Source organism: Streptomyces spinosus (assembly GCF_020400655.1).
GTDB lineage: Bacteria > Actinomycetota > Actinomycetes > Streptomycetales > Streptomycetaceae > Streptomyces > Streptomyces argyrophylli.
In genome coordinates this window covers 278,457-296,073 of sequence record NZ_JAINRC010000005.1, presented here as the reverse complement: position 1 = coordinate 296,073, position 17,617 = coordinate 278,457, and the positions used below count along the sequence as shown (strand labels likewise).

At 67.0% G+C, this 17,617-nt stretch carries 13 protein-coding genes; 10 read left to right on the top strand and 3 right to left on the bottom strand.

The genetic code is table 11. From position 1 onward, the window contains the following. Window positions 1-18 precede the first annotated feature (18 nt). The 5 genes from LG395_RS12505 to LG395_RS12485 all read left to right on the top strand — a co-directional run bounded on the left by LG395_RS12505 (window position 19) and on the right by LG395_RS12485 (window position 9,676). The gene (locus LG395_RS12505; RefSeq protein WP_225809389.1) at window positions 19-5,466 is read left to right on the top strand and encodes a DEAD/DEAH box helicase; all 5,448 of its coding nucleotides are present in this window, start codon (window positions 19-21) and stop codon (window positions 5,464-5,466) included. Window positions 5,467-5,593: 127 nt separating this feature from the next. Next, entirely contained in the window at window positions 5,594-7,141 is a 1,548-nt protein-coding gene (locus LG395_RS12500) for an AAA family ATPase (protein WP_225809388.1), read from the top strand. Window positions 7,142-7,227: 86 nt separating this feature from the next. Beyond that, complete coding sequence (locus LG395_RS12495) at window positions 7,228-7,989, top strand: HNH endonuclease (protein WP_225809387.1); 762 nt, start codon at window positions 7,228-7,230, stop codon at window positions 7,987-7,989. A 522-nt stretch (window positions 7,990-8,511) separates the two neighbouring features. Then, window positions 8,512-9,012: a hypothetical protein gene (locus tag LG395_RS12490; protein WP_225809386.1), complete on the top strand. Its 501-nt coding sequence runs from the start codon at window positions 8,512-8,514 to the stop codon at window positions 9,010-9,012. A 193-nt stretch (window positions 9,013-9,205) separates the two neighbouring features. Beyond that, window positions 9,206-9,676: a GNAT family N-acetyltransferase gene (locus tag LG395_RS12485; protein WP_225809385.1), complete on the top strand. Its 471-nt coding sequence runs from the start codon at window positions 9,206-9,208 to the stop codon at window positions 9,674-9,676. A gap of 10 nt (window positions 9,677-9,686) precedes the next feature. Here LG395_RS12485 and LG395_RS12480 read toward each other — a convergent pair whose 3' ends face one another. Next, the gene (locus LG395_RS12480; RefSeq protein ID WP_171152847.1) at window positions 9,687-10,277 is read right to left on the bottom strand and encodes a hypothetical protein; all 591 of its coding nucleotides are present in this window, start codon (window positions 10,275-10,277) and stop codon (window positions 9,687-9,689) included. 136 nt (window positions 10,278-10,413) lie between these two features. Then, window positions 10,414-11,481, bottom strand: coding sequence for a non-homologous end joining protein Ku (gene ku, locus LG395_RS12475; protein WP_225809384.1), 1,068 nt, complete (start codon window positions 11,479-11,481; stop codon window positions 10,414-10,416). A 54-nt stretch (window positions 11,482-11,535) separates the two neighbouring features. Between ku and ligD the strand changes: the two genes are divergently transcribed. Further along, window positions 11,536-12,423 (top strand): non-homologous end-joining DNA ligase, encoded by an 888-nt coding sequence (gene ligD / locus LG395_RS12470; protein WP_225809383.1) that lies wholly within the window; start codon window positions 11,536-11,538, stop codon window positions 12,421-12,423. A 33-nt stretch (window positions 12,424-12,456) separates the two neighbouring features. Here ligD and LG395_RS12465 read toward each other — a convergent pair whose 3' ends face one another. After that, on the bottom strand, window positions 12,457-13,260 hold the full coding sequence (locus LG395_RS12465) for a nuclease-related domain-containing protein (protein ID WP_171152852.1): 804 nt from the start codon (window positions 13,258-13,260) through the stop codon (window positions 12,457-12,459). A 100-nt stretch (window positions 13,261-13,360) separates the two neighbouring features. On the opposite strand from LG395_RS12465, the gene LG395_RS12460 reads away from it, so the two are divergent. From LG395_RS12460 to LG395_RS12440, 4 genes are all read left to right on the top strand, one after another. Then, window positions 13,361-13,867: a protein-tyrosine phosphatase family protein gene (locus LG395_RS12460; RefSeq protein WP_171152854.1), complete on the top strand. Its 507-nt coding sequence runs from the start codon at window positions 13,361-13,363 to the stop codon at window positions 13,865-13,867. 240 nt (window positions 13,868-14,107) lie between these two features. After that, window positions 14,108-14,833 carry a hypothetical protein gene (locus LG395_RS12450; protein WP_225809382.1) on the top strand — a complete coding sequence of 242 codons (726 nt, stop codon included), beginning with the start codon at window positions 14,108-14,110 and terminating at the stop codon, window positions 14,831-14,833. Next, on the top strand, window positions 14,833-16,077 hold the full coding sequence (locus tag LG395_RS12445) for an ATP-binding protein (RefSeq protein WP_225809381.1): 1,245 nt from the start codon (window positions 14,833-14,835) through the stop codon (window positions 16,075-16,077). The genes LG395_RS12450 and LG395_RS12445 overlap by 1 nt, the downstream gene beginning before the upstream one ends. Before the next feature lie 153 nt (window positions 16,078-16,230). Then, window positions 16,231-17,592 (top strand): FtsW/RodA/SpoVE family cell cycle protein, encoded by a 1,362-nt coding sequence (locus tag LG395_RS12440; protein ID WP_225809380.1) that lies wholly within the window; start codon window positions 16,231-16,233, stop codon window positions 17,590-17,592. The last annotated feature ends 25 nt before the right edge of the window (window positions 17,593-17,617 follow it).

Here is a 17,617-nt window from a genome sequence, read left to right as displayed (position 1 = left end):
ACCCCCGTGAGGATCTTGATGTCTGGCATCTCTCCGTCGGCCGTCCACGGCCGACTTGCCGAGTACTTCCAGCGGTACTACGACACCGCCTACTCCCTTCGCGACTCATCGGTGGGCGAGGAACTCAGAGGGCTACTCCGCACTCCCGGGGTCCTCTTTCAGGAGCCGTATCTGGAGCTGTTGCCCCAATACGTGCAGTCAGCCCAGACCCTGGAAGATCTGACGGCGGAAATAGGGATTCCGGAGTTCGCCGGACTTCTAGGAACCGGTCTTCTCCGAGGAATCCCCAGGCTCTACACCCACCAGGCGGACGCGCTGAGGGCAAACAACCGCGGACGGGACATCGTGGTGACGTCCGGAACCGGTTCCGGGAAGACCGAAGCCTTCCTCGTCCCGGTGCTGGCCAGGCTGACCAATGAATCCCGCCAGTGGGCACCGGCAGGGCCCCAAGGTACCGAGCAGCCCTGGTGGCGCACGTCACAGCACTGGCAGGCTCAGCGCCGCGGAAGCGGTCGCCCCTCGGCCATGCGCGCCATGTTCCTCTATCCAATGAACGCGCTGGTGGAGGACCAGCTGATCAGGTTGCGGCGTAGCCTGGATGCACCAGACGTACGCGACTGGTTCGACAGGCACCGTGCCGGCAACCGCTTCCACTTCGGACGCTACACCGGCCGCACCCCGGTTGCCGGCCCGCTGGAGCTAGCTTCCAAGCCGAACTCCTCCAAAATGAAGGAGTTGCGCAGGACTCTGGCCTCGATGGAAGACCGAAGTCGCCAACTGGAGCAGCGCATCGCGGACGGCCTTGTGGAGGACGAGGAAGCCCGCTACTTCCTCCAGCGCCCCTTCGGGGCCGAAATGCGTTCTCGCTGGGACATGCAGGTCGCTCCGCCGGACATCCTCATCACCAACTACAGCATGCTCAACATCATGCTCATGCGCCGAGACGAGGATCCCATCTTCGATCGGACCCGTGACTGGCTGAAGAGTTCCAAGGACCACGTCTTCAGCCTGGTCGTGGACGAACTCCACATGTACAGGGGAACTCAGGGCACTGAGGTCGCCTACCTCCTACGCAAGCTTATCGACCGGCTCGGGTTGTCCACCGATTCGGACCAACTGTCCGTGATCGCCACCTCCGCTTCTATGGATCCGGAAAACCCGGTGGACCGGAAGTTTCTGAGCGACTTCTTCGGACGGTCAGCTGACCGCTTCTCCGTGCTGGCCGGTGAACGCGTCCGGACCAAGGGCAGGACTGATCTCATGCCCTGGGCAGACACTATTGCTCAAGGAACAGGCGCCCTGCCGCCTCTTCCTGACCGGCACTCGGCGCTCCAGGCCGCGTTCAGCGTGAGCGACGAGGACGACTCCCCCCGAGCGAAGCCCCTGACCGATGTATCCGTCAAGCTCTTCCCTGGCCTCGCACCCGACAAGGCTCTGAAGGCCACCGACGCACTCATCTCGCGCCTCGACGGGGAGGCGGATGCTGGCTCGCGATTCCGGCTCCATCTGTTCTTCCGGAACGTCACCGGCATATGGGCGTGCGCGGATCGCAACTGCTCCAAGGTACAACCGCGCACCGCGGAGTCACCGGCGGACCGGCTGGTCGGAAAGCTCTACAGTCGGCCCAGGTATGCCTGTGAATGCGGCGCTCGCGTCCTGGAATTGCTGTACTGCGACACGTGCGGGGAGGTCTTCCTCGGCGGATTCAATTCTCCGACCATCGGCCCTGATCCCACCAGGCGCTACCTGGTCTCCACCGCAACCGATCTCGAATCCCTCCCGGACAAAGCGCGCTTCGATCGCACCGCAGATGTGTACAGCATCTTTCTGCCCACTGCGGGAGAACGCTGCGATCTCGACATATCGCCGCACAAACACAAGGGTGGCCGACCGGGGGCGAAGAATCGGCCGGAGTACACGTTCACCTTTGTTCCGGCCGTGCTGGATCCCGTGAGCGGCAAGGTTGGCAGCTACCCGGACGAGGAGAACAACGGATACCTGCTGGTGGCACAGAGCCAACCGCAGAACCACCTCGGTAAAGTCCGCGCCTTTCCCACGGTCTGCCCCTGCTGCGGGGAAGACAAGGAGATCTTTAAGAACGTTCGCCAGTTCGAGGACCCGTCGCGGTCCAGGTCCCCCATCCGCACCATGGGTACAGGTTTTGAGAAGTCCAACCAGGTCCTGACCGATGCCCTCAAGAGGCAGCTGCAGACGAAGATCGTCGTCTTCTCGGACAGCCGACAGGACGCGGCCCGCATCTCGGCGGGCCTGGAGCGGTCCCACTATCAGGACTTGGTCAGGCAGCTCGTGATCGCCGCCCTCGATCATCCGAAGGATCTCGTGGCCCTGGCAGCAGAGTTCTTCAAGGGGAACCAGGCTGGCCAGGCCGCGCTAACCCAGCTCACAGCGACTGGTTCACCCGATTTGGTTGCAGCAGTGGTCGCCTTGGCCCACGACAACCTCACCCCCGAGCACGAACGCGTGCTGGCGGACTACCGGGCCCAGCAGAAGGGCCCCACACTTGTCGAACTCGGCAACGGAGTCAGCTCGCAAGCAGTCACATACGGCGTGCATCCCGGTGGGCCCTCGTTCTCGCTGAGCGCAAGCACCGAGTCACGGAGCTGGACCAATCTCTACGACTGGACCAGTGGCGTCCCGGTCCCACGGCCCGATGCTTCCCTCACCAACGATCTGCGCGTCCTGAGTTCCGAAATCCACCGAACAGTGCAAGCACAGGTCCAGCAGGCGGTCTTCGCGGGAGGCGGCCGTGACCTGGAATCGCTCGGCATCGGCTATGCCTCTCAGGACATCACCTTCAAGAGCCGGTTGCTCGATGAAGAGGTCTTCCACCAGGTGTGCCTGTCCACGCTGAGGCTGCTGGGTGTGCGCCGCCAGTTTCAGGAGCAGCGGCCTGAGCCGCCAGCGAATCTGCACACGGCAGCGAGAAAATACATCAACGCCGTCGCACGACGTCACGACGTATTCCCGGACGCACTGGTCCAAGAGGTAAAGAATGCACTGGGTCTGAGCGACGCCGAGCCCAGGATCGAAGGGCAAAAGATCAGGATCGTCCTGGCCGGCGGGACGGAATGGCGCTGTGAACGATGCACCAGGAGGCACCTGCACGGCTCCGCCGGCGTCTGTGCCTTCTGCCTCAGCGCACAACTCGTAGCCGAACCCCTCGACCCGGATTCCGTCACCCTGGACGACTACTACACCTTCCTGGCCCGCGAGGCCGGGATCCCCTTCAGACTCCACTGCGAAGAGCTGACGGGCCAGACCGACAACGACGACGCGCAGACCCGGCAAGCCCTCTTCCAGTCAGTCTTTCTGAGCGGGAAGGACATCGAGTTGGTCGATGAGGTCGACCTGCTCAGTGTCACCACCACGATGGAGGCCGGCGTCGACATCGGCGCGCTCCGCGCGGTGGTAATGGCGAACATGCCACCACAGCGCTTCAACTACCAGCAGCGTGTGGGCCGGGCCGGCCGCCGACTCGATCACCTGTCCATCGCCCTGACACTGTGCCGTGGCACCAGGACCCATGACGACCACTACTTCCAGCACCCCCATCGGATCACCGGCGATCCCTCACCGAGCCCATACGTGGATCTCGATCGCCTGGAGATCCTGCTCCGTTGCTACGCCGCAAGCCTGCTGACTCTCGCCTTCCGGTCGGTCGAGGGAACGTCCGACTGGGATCCGGGACGCAATGTCCACGGGCCATTCGGGACCGTCAGCGGATGGCTCTTGGTGCGGGATGACATCCGTACCTGGCTGGCCGGGAACGACATCGCTAAGAGACACGCGGGCCAGGTACTCCTGCAAGGGGCGTCTCCTGGCGCGCCTTCGCTGGATGATCTGGTCTCCTGGGCCACTTCCCGCCTCTACTCCGAGATCGAGGAGGTGGTGACGAACGCGCCGGACGCGGGTCCGCTCAGCCAGTCGCTCGCGGAGCACGGAGTGCTCCCCATGTTCGGATTCCCCACCCGAGTTCGCAACCTGCATCATCAGAGGCCGCACGGACCGGAACTCACCGACGTCATCGACCGGGACATCGACATCGCCATCTCGGAGTGGGCGCCCGGCGGTGAAGTGGTCAAGGACAAGGCGTTGCACACAGCAGTCGGCCTCGTGACGTACGAGCCCGCGGGCGGGCAGTGGCTGCCAGGCAAGGCTCCGGACAGTGATCGCCTCATGGTGGGCATCTGCGCCAAGTGCCTCTCCGTCAATCTCCGCGAATCCGAGCATTCGTGTCCTGTGTGTGGGGCCACCGCAGGAGAAGCCGGCGACTACCGGATGCTCCCGTCGTGTCAGCCGCTCGGATTTCGTACCAGCTACAAGGCTCAGGATTACGACGGCACCTTCGAGTTCACACCACGCGCGTTCTCCGCACGCCTCACCCTCGACACGACATCAGCGCTCGTCCCACGCTGCACTAAGGCCGCTGAATTCAGGAGTGGCCAGGGACGCATCGTGGTGGTCAACGCAGGAACTGGCGAGGGATACCAATTCGGCAAGGTCAAGGGATACGACGGTCTGCTGGACACAAAACTCCTGGCCGATGCCGACCGCGCGAGAGATCTGGGCCTGCCCACACAGCCTTCGGTCAGCCACGAAGAAAAGCTGGCACTGGCCTCAGTGAAACTCACCGACGTTCTCCTGGTCGGCCTCCGCGAGCAACCCGTCGATCTGGCCCTCGACCCAAGACGCATGGCCGCAAGGGCTGCTTGGCTCTCACTCGGTACGGTTTTCAAACTGGCTGCCGTCAGGCTGCTGGACATTGACGGAAGAGAACTCTCGGCTGGCCTGTATCCCGACCGAGGAGAAGAGGAGGGCAGTGTCAAGGCACAAGTCTTCCTCTCGGACACCTTGGAGAACGGAGCCGGATATTCGACCTGGCTGGGGAAGCGCCCTACCGACTTCCTGCTCGCCGCGCGAGAGGTCGCAGCCGATCTCACCCGACACCGCTCCGGTAGCTTGAAGGCCGGGCCATGCGACTCGTCCTGCTACGACTGCCTGCGGGACTACAGCAACAGCGCCTACCACCCGCTGCTCGATTGGCGCCTTGCCACACAGATGGTCGAACTGCTCGATGGGGAGAACCCGGACTTCACGGCTGAGGAGGACTACGCGTTCGAGCGTGTCGAGCAGTTCGCCAGAAGCTTCTCGCACTGGAAGGCGGATTCCTCTCACGGCCTGCCAGTCCTGAAAGACATCAAGCACGAGGATCTCGCTGTCCTCATCACCCATCCTCTTGAGTCCTGGACCGGTCCCGCCCGCTCGAAGCGTGTGGCCCGAGCTCTAGCCTCACTGGAAGCAGAGGGCTTCGAGGTGTTCGAGTCGTTCGAGAACCCGGTCCTGGACAGCGAACCGCCACAGCGCGCGATCGTCGCGGTCGACACGTTCGAGCTGCTTCGGCGGCCCGGCTGGATCGAGTCGAGACTGCAGAGCCTCTTCGATTGACCGGTTGGGCAAAGGGCAGGGACCCTTTTCTGGACCCCTGCCCTCTACCACCGACCCTCCTACGCTTTCGCGCACCTGGCAGTTCCGTTCATATCAGTTCTGGTGGATACACGTCTGGAGTACGCTGATGCATTTTCTTGTAGTGCCTCGCAGCGCGGGCTTCACCGTGCCGTCCAGCCTTCCGGCACTCGTCCTTCGGCGCGACCTTTGGGATGATTTTGGATTCAAAACCATGTTCGATGCCTATCTGTACCCTTCCCGAACAGAAGCATCTGTTGACTTGGGATCCGTCAAGATCATAAAAAGAGGGCAGAGCGGCGGCGCCACCGAGATCCCCGAAAGTTTCGTCCAACTCGATGATAGTTACTGCTCACTCGGGCAAGCTTTTTCCTACTACGAAGCGCTGCACGGACTTCCAGAAGAACTACGCGACAGCATTCTGTTCGGCCTCCGCGATATCGCAATCGATCCCTCACTCAGGGAATCGTTTGCCAATGAGCCGGCGATGAGCGCCTCACTCCTGCGCTACGGGAACGCCGAACTCGCATTGAGAGACGCCACGGCCCTGTTCGGAGGAACGATAGCCTCGCAGGACAGCAAGCTCGCGTTCAAGTTCAGAACGAGTGTCGGAGGAGATCCCTTCTCCATTCACTTTGGCTTCGCGGACCGCCTCCCCCTGCCAGGCCGCATCAACGTCGTCGTGGGCTATAATGGATGCGGAAAAACGCAACTCCTTGCGAACCTAGCAAACATCGCGCATGCAGACCTTACCGACCGAGCCGACGAGAACTTTATCAGACGGTATGGAGAATTCCCCGAAGGAAGCGGTGCGCCACGTTTCTCTTCGGTCATAGCTATCTCATATAGCGCTTTCGACACGTTCGACCTACCGGGGAAGAACCGGCAAGAAGAGGAACGGCTGGAATCCAGCGGCGAGGTCTCCGGATACACCTATTGCGGCCTTAGGAGATATAATCTCAGCCTGGGTTCCAATGCGCCCCGCACCGGGTCACTCAAGGGTGCTGAGGAGATCCAGGGTGACATCATGTCCGCCCTCGTTAGGGCTAGTACGCCCGAGCGTAAACAGAGACTGGCAGCAGCCCTCTCTCCGCTGAGCCGAGAACCTTCCTTCAAACGAGTTGAGTTGTCCGACACCTTCGCCTTCGACAGTGATTCGTGGCGGGATTCCTTTTCTGGTCTCAGTACCGGACACAAACTCGTGCTCAACATTGTCGTGCAGCTTGTGGCGCACCTGGAACCCGGATCGCTGGTTCTGATCGACGAACCCGAATCCCACCTGCACCCTCCGCTCTTGGCTGCCTTGCTGAAGAGCATCAACATATCCCTGGATCAGTTCAACTCCTACGCCGTGATAGCGACGCACTCTCCGGTCGTCCTCCAGGAAGTCCCCAGACGTTACGTTAGGGTCCTGCAGCGATTTGGAGATCTCACACTCGTTGCAGATCCAGAGATCGAAACTTTTGCAGAAAATGTAGGACTGCTCACGCGCCACGTATTCAACTTGGACAGCAGCGCGACCGACTATCATTCAACCCTCCGATCCATGCAGGAGAGTTTGAACCTGGATGAGATCATGGAACTGTTCGACGGCGAGATGAGCGCACAGTCCATTTCCTACCTGGCGAGCATCAGTCGCGATCGGCCCGGTAGATGATTCGGCTCCCTCGCCCGGAAAGAGATTGCCTGGCCGACCTCGATCTCGCCGTGAGCCGTCGACGGCCATCCTCTCGACGTGTCCTCATGGGAGTACGCGCGGGAATCATCAACGCCTATGGCGACTACGAGGACGTTCTGCGAGATATTCGCCGTTTTACATCGCTTGCCCACGGTTCCGATGTGCTCACCAAGGCCCTTCTGGGGAATTACGCTCTCCTCGACAGAGGCCGCCCCCTGGAAGATCTCAGAAACTCGATCTTCCGGACAGCACTGACCCGCAACTCTCGGTGTCCACTGTGCGAAAGAGCCCAGGTTTGTGCCCTCGACCACTTCCTTCCAAAGAATGAATTCCCAGAATATTCGATCCTAGCCGATAATCTCATCCCTGTCTGCGAAAGGTGTAATCGACTAAAGGGGGATGAGTGCGACAAGATAGACGGACTGCTCATGTTTCACGCATACTTTGATGAATTCCCGGACTGCGAAATACTGCTCACGGACGTAGGTATCGAAAACACTGTGTCAATCAGATATTCGTTGCATCGCTCCGACAAAATCGACAACCTCACCTTCACGAGAATCGAAAAGCAATTCAAAATACTTGGACTTTTCGACTTCTACCAGATGGAGGCCGTAGCCGAGCTAACGGACCAAATCGATCTTTATGATGAGACATACGCTTCCCTTGGCGATTCAGGATTGCGCTCAACCCTTAGCGCCTTGGCTCGAGGGGCCGAGAGAAAGGGCGTAAACCACTGGAAGGCAGCACTTTATCGTGCCCTATCTAGAAATGCAGAATTTTGTAGCGGCGGTTATCGGAAGCTACTCACATCGTCGATGACTTGACGGCGTCAAATCTTGCGGACACCGTAATAGTAAGTACTGGAGTGCTGAGGACAGCTTGGGTTGCGTCGGCGGTTCGTAACCGTGCGGCTCCAGATACGGCTGGCAGGCCCCGTCGCCGCACCGCTGGCCAGCGCGCGGAGCGCGGCAACGAGCCAGCGCAATGCCCGACCCAGCTCCTGTGACACCTCCATAGACCCCCGGATCGACTCCGACGGCGGTTCGTGGACTATCCATGGACGACTGATCGCGAACTGACCGGCAACAAGCTTGTGACCTGTATAGACGTCCCGTACCGAAGTGCCCTCCGGAGGCGTGTGCGCGGGTTCGAAGCCTGCCGGGGGGTTCTTCCACCGAGCCTGAGCACAGCCTCATAGTTGAATGCAGGGCTCTCCGCGCGTCAGTGCAGGTGGAGGCCGTCGGCAGGTCAGGAGTCGGTTCGTACGTGGCTTCGGCGCTGGCGGCAGGGATGCGTCCTCGAGCCCCTCTGGTCCCACCGCCACGGCATAGCCCAAGCTGGCCCCCATGGACTGGTTGCCGTTGCTCTCCACCCTGGTCGGGGCCGCGATCGGGATCGTCGCTACTGTCATCGCCGATCGGAGTCGGTGGAAGCGTGAGGACGCCAAGGACGCTCTGCGGCTGCGGCTCGACGTCTACACGCAGTACGCGACCGCCGTGAAGGTCCTCGGGGAGACCCTGCGGGCCCTGGCCGAGCGGGAGCACCCGTCCGATGAGGAGCGGGCGCTCGCGCTGCGCGAGGCCTTTCGGGCGTCCGGCATAGCCATCGCTTCCGAACGGATGTGGCTCATCGCGCCCCAGCCTGTCGTCAAGGCGTCCAACCGCGTGTTCCACTGCCTTCGCGGCATCTGCGACGGCTACGTCGACGGCACCGCTGTCAGCAGTCCGGAGGATCGCGCCCGTTGGGAAGCCCGCGGCAAGGCAGCCGCCGAGATGCGCAAGCTCATGCGCGAGGATCTCGGCGTTGGTCCACTCGCCGAACGCCACAGCCCCCTGCTGAATGATTAGGACAACCCCGTGCGCGGCTACTTCGGGGCGGCCATCGTCCGGCGTGCCGGTCCTGCTTCGGTGCACGTGCCGCTTACGCTGCCAGTACGTCCGATCTGGCGTTCCTGATCGTGCGCGCACATGACTGACTGCCGCGCGGCGGCGGCTCCTCGCTTCGGCCGGCGCAGCCGCCGCGTGAAGGAAGGGGTGTGGCATGCGGCCTTCACGCGTGCACCTGCGCGAAGTCACCGACGACAACCGGGATGCCGTTCGTGCCCTCCGTGTCCGGCGTGATCAGAAGCAGTTCGTCGCCTCCGTGTCCAAGTCGCTCAAGCAGGCGGCGCGGCACCCGGAGGCCAATCCCTGGTACCGCGCCGTGTACGTCGGTGACGAGCCGGTCGGGTTCGTGATGCTGTCGTGGAAGCCGCCGGCTGGTCCCTACAAGGGGCGGCACTTCATCTGGCGTCTCCTCGTCGACAAGCGGCACCAGAGGCGGGGGATCGGGCGGGAGACTCTCACGCAGATCGCCGCCCTGGTGCGTGCGGACGGCGCCACCGAGCTGCTGACCAGCTACGACCCCGGCGAGGGTGAGCCGTGGCCCTTCTATGAGAAGTTCGGCTTCGAGCCCACCGGGGAGATCGATGACGGCGAGGTCGTACTGCGGCTCGTCCTCCCCAGCCGTTGAGCTCACACGTCTAGTCGTTGGCTCCGCTCCTGGGTGACAGGAGTCTGGCGCGGGTTTCTCTCATGAAGTCGGGTTCGGACCAGGGGGTGCGCCGGTGGCGTAGGAGGCGTATCTGACGGTGGGTGTGGGGGCGCAGCAGCCAGCCCCAGGGGGTCAGTTCCCTTCTCATCGCCAACAGGCAAAGTTCCTGCTCCGGTTGGTTGTCGTAGGGGAAGTACGCCCTTCCGGACATGTCCGAGTCGGTCGCGACGGGGGGTGTGTTCCAGGCCTCCAGGCGGTGGGGGCCGGCGTGGCGGCGGGTCTGCTGGAACAGGTCGGCGTACGCCTCGCCGACTGCGTGGGAATCCATGAGCAGGAGGTTCTGGTGCAGGTTGATCTTCGTGAAGACGTCGCTGATCTGCTGGGCCAGCGCCGCCCTGGTCGCCGGGTCTGACGCGGGGCGGCATCTGATCAGGTAGGGGAGGTCTTCGTAGGAGTGGATGACCTGGAGCGCCTCCGCGTACATGCGGCTCTTCTGCTCACGGCGCTTGGCGTGCTGGTTGATCCAGTAACCCATGAGCGCCACCAACGCGGTGGTGAGCGCGGCCAGCAGTGTGGCCATGGAAGCAGCGTCCATCGTCGCCGGCGCCCGGGCAGGCGCCTCCCCCCTTCGCGCGACCGAACCCTGTGGGCAGGTTCGGCAGAGGGAGGGTCTGTGTAAAGAGCGTGAATCGGACAGAATTGCCCCGGGAAGTCCCTCACGCCGTCCTTTTCCGTGACGCCGTCTTCTTCGTCGTCTTCGTCGTCTTCGTCGTCGCCTTCGTCGTCGTCTTCTTCGCCGCCGTGCTCTTCGAGGGCTCCGCGTTCCTCGTGGTCGCCGTGCTCTTCGTCCCCTCCCCCGTCCTGGCCGTCGACTTGCGGGCGGGTGCCGTCTTCTTCGTCGCGGCCGTCTTCCTCGTGGACGTCGACTTCTTGCCCTCCGTCTCCTTCGGCTCGGGCCGGCCCCTGCGCAGGGGTCTGACCTCGGCCTCCTCTCCGGGGGGCGGGGTGCCGCGGGACTCGCGGGCCGCGCGGACGCTGTTCTCCAGGGCGGCCATCAGGTCCAGGACCTTGCCGCCGGCGGCGGGCTCGGGGGTTTCGGGCGGGGCCTCGCCGGAGGCCTTCGCGGCGATGACCTCCTCCAGCGCCTCCCGGTACTCGTCGTGCAGGTCCTCCAGGTCGACCTCGCCGAGGGTGTCCATCAGGGCGTCGGCGAGGTCGAGTTCCTTGTCGCGGATGGTGACGTCGGTGTCGGGGGCGACGCCCTCCGGGGAACGGACCTCGTCCGGCCAGAGCAGGCCGTGCATGGCGATGGCGTCTCCGACCACGCGGAGCATGCCCAGGCGTTCCCGGCCGCGCAGGGCGTACTTCGCAATGGCGACCTTGTTGCTGCGTTTGAGGGCCTCGCGCAGGAGCGTGTACGGCTTGGCGGCGGGGGCTCCGCCGGCGGCCAGGTAGTAGGCCGCGCCCATCTGGAGCGGGTCGATCCGCTCGGCCGGTACGAAGGCGACGATCTCGATCGTGCGGGCGGTCGGGATCGGGAGGTGGGAGAGGTCCTCGTCGGTGATCGGGATGATCGAGCCGTCGGCGTCCTCGTACGCCTTGCCGATCTCTCCCTGGCTGACCTCGCGGTCCTCCAGTTCGCACACCTTGCGGTAGCGGATGCGGCCGTTGTCCTCGGTGTGGATCTGCCGGAAGGAGATGGCGTGGCTCTCCGTGGCGTTCACCAGCTTGATCGGGATGCTGACGAGCCCGAAGGAGATGGCGCCGTTCCAAATCGATCGCACGTGCCGCACCCTTCCCTTTGCCGATTTTCCCGGTTCGTCTGGGATTGTCATCGTATGACGCCTATCACAGAGGTGGAGGGGCGCCGGGTCGCGCTCAGCAACCTGGAGAAGGTGCTGTATCCGGAGACCGGCTTCACCAAAGGGGAGCTGCTGCACTACTACGCGACCACCGCCACGGCCCTGCTGCCGCATCTGCACGACCGGGCGGTGTCCTTCCTGCGCTTTCCGGACGGCCCCGAGGGGCAGCTCTTCTTCACGAAGAACGTGCCGCCGGGTACGCCCGACTGGGTCACCACGGCCGAGGTCCCGCGGTCGTCGGCGGACAGCCCGGCCCGGATGGTCGTGGTGCAGGACCTGCCGAGCCTGGTCTGGGCGGCGAACCTCGTCACCGAGTTCCACACCCACCAGTGGCTGGTGCAGTCCCCGCTGGAGGCGGACCGGCTGGTCTTCGACCTCGACCCGGGCGCGCCCGCGACGATCGTGCACTGCTGCGAGGTCGCCCTGTGGCTGCGCGAGCGGCTCGCGGCGGACGGGATCGAGGCGTACCCGAAGACGGCGGGGTCGAAGGGGCTGCATCTGCTGGCGGCGGTGCGCGGGAGTTCCTCCGAGCGGACGTCCGATTACGCGAAGGCCCTCGCGGTGGAGGCCGAGCGGGCGATGCCCCGGCTGGTGGTGCACCGGATGACGAAGAGCCTGCGGCCGGGGAAGGTGTTCGTCGACTGGAGCCAGAACGCCGCGCGCAAGACGACGGCCACCCCCTATACCGTGCGTGCCCGCCGTCTCCCCCTGGTGTCCGCGCCGGTGACCTGGGAGGAGGTGGCCGGCTGCCGGAGTCCCGGGCAGCTGGAGATCCACGCGGAGGACATGGCGCCGCGCCTGCGGGACCACGGGGACCTGATGGAGCCCCTGCTGGACCGGCGGTCGGCGGTCAGGCTGCCGTAACGGCAGGTCAGCCGGCCGCACGGCCCGGTTCCGCTACACCCTCCCCCATGTGTTCCGGTCCCGGGCCATGCCGTGCAGTGCCTCCACGTCCGCGGGCTTGAGGACCCCGCCCAGCCGGGACAGGCCCGTCAGCTCCGTGTCCGTCATGATCCGCACGCCGCGCGGCCGCGCCGTCACGGTCACCTCGGACGGGCCGACGAGGGCCAGCAGGGGGCGGACCTCCGCGGTCAGGGCGTAGGAGGCGCGGTCCGCGTCCGCGCGCAGCCGGCGCAGCAGCGGCTGGGGCTCGCGGCGGCCCAGGGTGACCATCGGGTCGGCGACCAGGACCCGGCTCTTGCGGGCGTAGAGGGCGTGGACGGCGTACAGGCCGCCGGGGCCGATCACCAGGTGGTGGATGCGGTCGCCGCCGGGCAGGGGGAGGGAGTGCAGGGTGTGCCAGCCGGCCCCCTCCAGGCCGTCCAGGGTCTCGCCGACGGTCTGCTCGGCGGTCAGGGCGCGGCGGCGCGGGTCGGGGCGCAGCCGGTGGCCGGGGCCGGGGTCGCGGTCGAGGGCGACGAGCAGGGCCTCGCCGGGGCGGTTGGGGGCCAGGTCGTCGTCCGGGCGCAGGGTCAGCCGGGCGAGTTCGGCGGGGGTCGGGACCGGGGGCGGGCCCACGGTCACGGGACCGGTCAGGAAGGGCTTCAGGGCGTGGAGCACCTCGTCCCTGCTGTCCTCGCCGAGCAGGTTGACCCGGCCCGTCTCACGGTCGTACCAGGCGATATTGCTGCCGTCCTCGCGGCAGACGTACAGCCGTTCCCGGCCGTGCCGGAAGGCCGGCACCACGCGCAGTCCGCTCATGCGCCATCACCCCTCGACCATGGGAACAGGCGGGGTGCTCCCGGGGCAAGACCGGTTACCGTGGAGGGCGTCCCGGTGAGGGGGAGTGGGGGAGGCGCCGTTGCGGACCCGCGGAACGCAGCCCGACGTACCGGCTCCGGACAGCCCGTGGAGCGAGGTCGTGCCCGGCCTGTGGATGGGCGGGCACGAGTTCCGGGGCCGGTCCGGGCGCCTGGAGTTCGCCGTCGTCCGGGACGAGTTCGATGTGGTGCAGTCCTTGCTGCGGCTGCCCGGGTACGGGCCTGACCCGGGCGTGGAGCACCATGTGTGGCCGATCCCGGACGGTCCGCTGGACGGGACCCAGCTCGCCGGGGTGATCCGGCTGGCGCGCGCGGCGAACGAGGCGCTGGACGCCGGCCGCCGGGTGCTCGTGCGCTGTTACCACGGGTACAACCGCTCGGGGCTGGTGATCGCGCACGCCCTGGTGCAGCGGGGTGGCTCCGCCGACCAGGCGATCCGGCTGATCCGGGCCCGGCGCTCGGCCTGGGCGCTGCACAACGAGCTGTTCGTGGAGTACCTGCGGGCGGGTCTGCCGACCGTCCGGCTGCTGGAGGAGCTGGCCGAGTAGCCGGGCCGGTGCGCCCTCCGGCGCTCGGCCAGGCCCCCGCTCGGCCAGCGCCCGGCGCTCGGCCTGGGCGCTGCACAACGAGCTGTTCGTGGAGTACCTGCGGGCGGGTCTGCCGACCGTCCGGCTGCTGGAGGAGCTGGCCGAGTAGCCGTGCCGGGCACCGGGCACGATCCGCCTGTCCCGTCGTCGCGCCGCGGACCCCCCAAGCGCCACAAAGCTCACTTCCGTCAGAATGTGACCATGCCAGTCCCCCGTCCCGTGCGCACCGCCCTCTCCGTGGCCGCCGTCGCTCTGTTCGCGGCGACCGCGACGGCCTGCGGGGACACCGGCGGGCTGCGCGGCGCCGGGCCGGCCCCCACCGCCGTCAGCCCCGCCCGGCTCTGGCCCGATCTGCGCCCGGCGTCCAGCCCGGCCTACCCGTACGACGTGGCGACCCGGGCGACGGTGCGCGGCGTCACGGTCCCCGGTGACGACATCCGTCGGGTGGACCCGGTGGACGTCGTGGAGGCGGAGCTGAAGGCGCACCCCGACGACTACGGGTCCAAGGGCGCCTTCCACGGGACCGTGGACCGGATGAAGGAGTGCCGCCCGGGCGGGGAGCGTTCCCGGTGCCCGCTGCTGAAGCCGTACTACCGGGACCTCACCGGGGACGGGCGGGCCGATCTGACGCTCGGCTTCCGGCTGTACCCGACCAACCAGACGGCCGTACGGGTCTACACCGTCGAGCGGCACCATCTGGTGCAGGTGCTGGCGGACAACGACGCGATCATCGGCGTGGAGCTGGCCGGCCGGGCGCTGATCGAACGCTCGCCGGCCGACATCTCCGGCTACGAGTACCGCACCACCTGGCTGTGGGACCCGGGGCAGCGGGCGATGGTGTTCTCCCGGGACGAGTACCTGCACGTCGGTGACGGCCGGCACGCCAGGACGCCGTCCCCGTCGCCCTCTCCCGCGCAGAGCCCGTGATGCGGCTCGCGCTCCCCCGGTGGGCCGGGGCCCTCGCCGTCAAGGCCGCCGCGTTCATCACGGTGATGTGCTGTGCGCTGGCCGCGCTGCTCGGCGTGCTGGTGCACGTGTCGGTGCGGAACCAGACCGTAGGCCAGGCCCGTGACCTGGCGCTGTCCCGGCTCGCGGACGCCACCGAGGCGTACGAGGCCGGGGACACGCTGCTGCCGGGCGCGGGCGTGGACCCGCGGGGGCTGCCCGCGTCGCTGCGGACGCTCGCGGTGGCCGGGGAGCGGGGCACGATGGTGGCCTCGTACCGGGGGCGCCCGACCATGTGGGCGGCGGGGCCGGCGGCCGGGCACCGGGCACTGGCCGTGGAGGTCGACTACTCGCAGCAGTCCCGCACCATCGCCGGTCTCGACCAGTCGATCCTGTGGTCGTCGGGGCTGGCGATCGGAGCGACCGTGCTGGTGGGCGTGTTCGCGGTGACCCGGGTCACCCGGCGGCTGCACGGTACCGCGCGGGTGGCCCGGCGGATCAGCGCGGGCGATCTGGACGCCCGGGTGAACGACCCCCGGACGCGGGACGTGACACGTCCGCAGGACGAGGTCGCGGCGGTGGCCGCCGCCCTGGACTCGATGGCGGCGAGCCTGCAGGGCAAGCTGCTGAGCGAGCAGCGGTTCACCGCGGACGTCGCGCACGAGCTGCGCACTCCGCTGACCGGGCTGCACGCGGCGGCGGAGCTGCTGCCTCCGGGGCGGCCGACGGAGCTGGTCCGGGACCGGGTGGCGGCGCTGCGCACGCTGACCGAGGACCTGCTGGAGATCTCGCGGCTGGACACCGGGCGGGAGCGGCTGGAGGCCGACACGGAGGAGCTGGGCGCGCTGGCCGGGCGGGTGGTGCGGGCGTCCGGCACGCGGACGGAGGTGCGCGTCGTGCGGGACGCGCGGGTGGACACCGACCGGCGGCGGCTGGAGCGGGTTCTGGGGAACCTGGTGGCGAACGCGCACCGGCACGGGGCGCCTCCGGTGGTGCTGACCGTGGACGGACCGGTGGTGACCGTGCGGGACCACGGGGGCGGGTATCCGGAGTACCTCGTCGCGCACGGGCCGCAGCGGTTCCGTACGGAGGGCGGGGCCACGGGGCACGGGCTGGGGCTGACCATCGCGGTGGGGCAGGCGGAGGTCCTGGGCGCCACGCTGACCTTCGCCAACGCGGTGGACGGGGGCGCGGTGGCGACGCTGACGCTGCCTGTGGCCGAGTAGGGCGCGGGGCCGCCGGCGGCTCACGGGCTTCCCGCCGTGCGCGGTCGCTCGTGCCCGCGCGGCGCAGCCGCATGCCGACACGGCCCCGCGCCCCTTCGAGAGCGCGGCCCCGCCCTCCCCGCACAAGGGTCCCCATTTAGGTAGGTTCCGGACATGACGAAGGCCGGAACCACCCTGGCGGCGGCTCCCGCTCCCGCGCGTGCCGTGCGCCTTCCCCGGCGTCGGGGCGTCGAGCTGTCCCTGCTCGTGCTGGCCGTCCTGCTGTCCGTGTACGGCTACTGCGCGGTGGGGCTGGCGCGGGCCGGTACCGTGCCGCCGGGTGCCGTCGGGTACGGCGCCGGGCTCGGCGTGCTCGCGCTGTTCGCGCACGTCGTGGTCCGCGTCCGGGCGCCGTACGCCGATCCGCTGCCGCTGCCCATCGGCGTGCTGCTCAACGGGCTCGGGCTGGTCCTGATCTACCGGCTGGACCTGGAGACACCGGGCGACCGCGCGGCCCCCGCGCAGCTGGTGTGGTCCACGCTGGGGGTGGGCCTGTTCATCGCCGTCGTGCTGGTGCTGCGCGACCACCGGGTGCTCCAGCGGTACGCGTACGTCTGTGTGGTGGCGGCCCTGGTGCTGCTGGCGCTGCCGATCCTGTTCCCGCCGGTCAACGGTGCCCGGATCTGGATCCGGGTCGCCGGGTTCTCCATCCAGCCGGGCGAGTTCGCGAAGGTGCTGCTCGCGGTGTTCTTCGCCGCCTACCTGGCCGCCAACCGCAGCGCGCTCGCGTACACCGGGCGCCGGCTGTGGCGGTTGCAGTTCCCGACCGGGCGGGTGCTCGGGCCGATCGTGACGATCTGGCTGGTGAGCGTGGGCGTGCTGGTGCTGGAGCGCGACCTCGGGACCTCGCTGCTGTTCTTCGGGCTGTTCGTGGTGCTGCTGTACGTGGCGACCGGGCGCACCGGCTGGATCGCGGTCGGGCTGCTGCTGGCGGTGCTCGGCGCGTTCGCCGTGGGACGGCTGGAGCCGCACGTGGGCGCGCGGATCGAGGACTGGCTGCACCCGTTCGCCACCATCGAGGCCGGGCAGGGCCCCAACCAGCTCTCCCAGTCGCTGTTCGCCTTCGCCGCCGGCGGGTTCCTCGGCACCGGACTCGGGCTCGGCCACTCCATCCTGATCGGCTTCGCCGCCAAGTCGGACTTCGTCCTGGCGACCGCCGGCGAGGAGCTGGGCCTGGCGGGGCTGGCGGGCATCGTGCTGCTGTACGCCCTGCTGGTGGAGCGGGGTTACCGGGCGGGCCTGGCGCTGCGCGAGCCGTTCGGCCGGCTGCTCGCGGTCGGGCTCGCCTCGATCGTGGCGCTGCAGGTGTTCGTGATCGCCGGCGGGGTCACCGGGCTGATCCCGCTGACCGGGATGGCGATGCCGTTCCTCGCCCAGGGCGGCTCCTCCGTGGTCACCAACTGGGCGATCGTGGCGCTGCTGGTCCGGGTGAGCGACTCGGCGCGCAGCCAGTACGACGGCCGGGAGGCACCGTGACCGAGTACGGCCTGCCCGAGGGCGG

Coding starts and splice junctions, on each gene's coding strand:
- LG395_RS12500 (WP_225809388.1), top strand. CDS start 5,594: ATGCATTTTCTTGTAGTGCCTCGCAGCGCGGGCTTCACCGTGCCGTCC.
- LG395_RS12440 (WP_225809380.1), top strand. CDS start 16,231: ATGACGAAGGCCGGAACCACCCTGGCGGCGGCTCCCGCTCCCGCGCGT.
- ligD (WP_225809383.1), top strand. CDS start 11,536: ATGACGCCTATCACAGAGGTGGAGGGGCGCCGGGTCGCGCTCAGCAAC.
- LG395_RS12495 (WP_225809387.1), top strand. CDS start 7,228: ATGGGAGTACGCGCGGGAATCATCAACGCCTATGGCGACTACGAGGAC.
- LG395_RS12465 (WP_171152852.1), bottom strand. CDS start 13,260: ATGAGCGGACTGCGCGTGGTGCCGGCCTTCCGGCACGGCCGGGAACGG.
- LG395_RS12450 (WP_225809382.1), top strand. CDS start 14,108: ATGCCAGTCCCCCGTCCCGTGCGCACCGCCCTCTCCGTGGCCGCCGTC.
- LG395_RS12480 (WP_171152847.1), bottom strand. CDS start 10,277: ATGGCCACACTGCTGGCCGCGCTCACCACCGCGTTGGTGGCGCTCATG.
- LG395_RS12445 (WP_225809381.1), top strand. CDS start 14,833: ATGCGGCTCGCGCTCCCCCGGTGGGCCGGGGCCCTCGCCGTCAAGGCC.
- LG395_RS12505 (WP_225809389.1), top strand. CDS start 19: ATGTCTGGCATCTCTCCGTCGGCCGTCCACGGCCGACTTGCCGAGTAC.
- LG395_RS12485 (WP_225809385.1), top strand. CDS start 9,206: ATGCGGCCTTCACGCGTGCACCTGCGCGAAGTCACCGACGACAACCGG.
- LG395_RS12490 (WP_225809386.1), top strand. CDS start 8,512: ATGGACTGGTTGCCGTTGCTCTCCACCCTGGTCGGGGCCGCGATCGGG.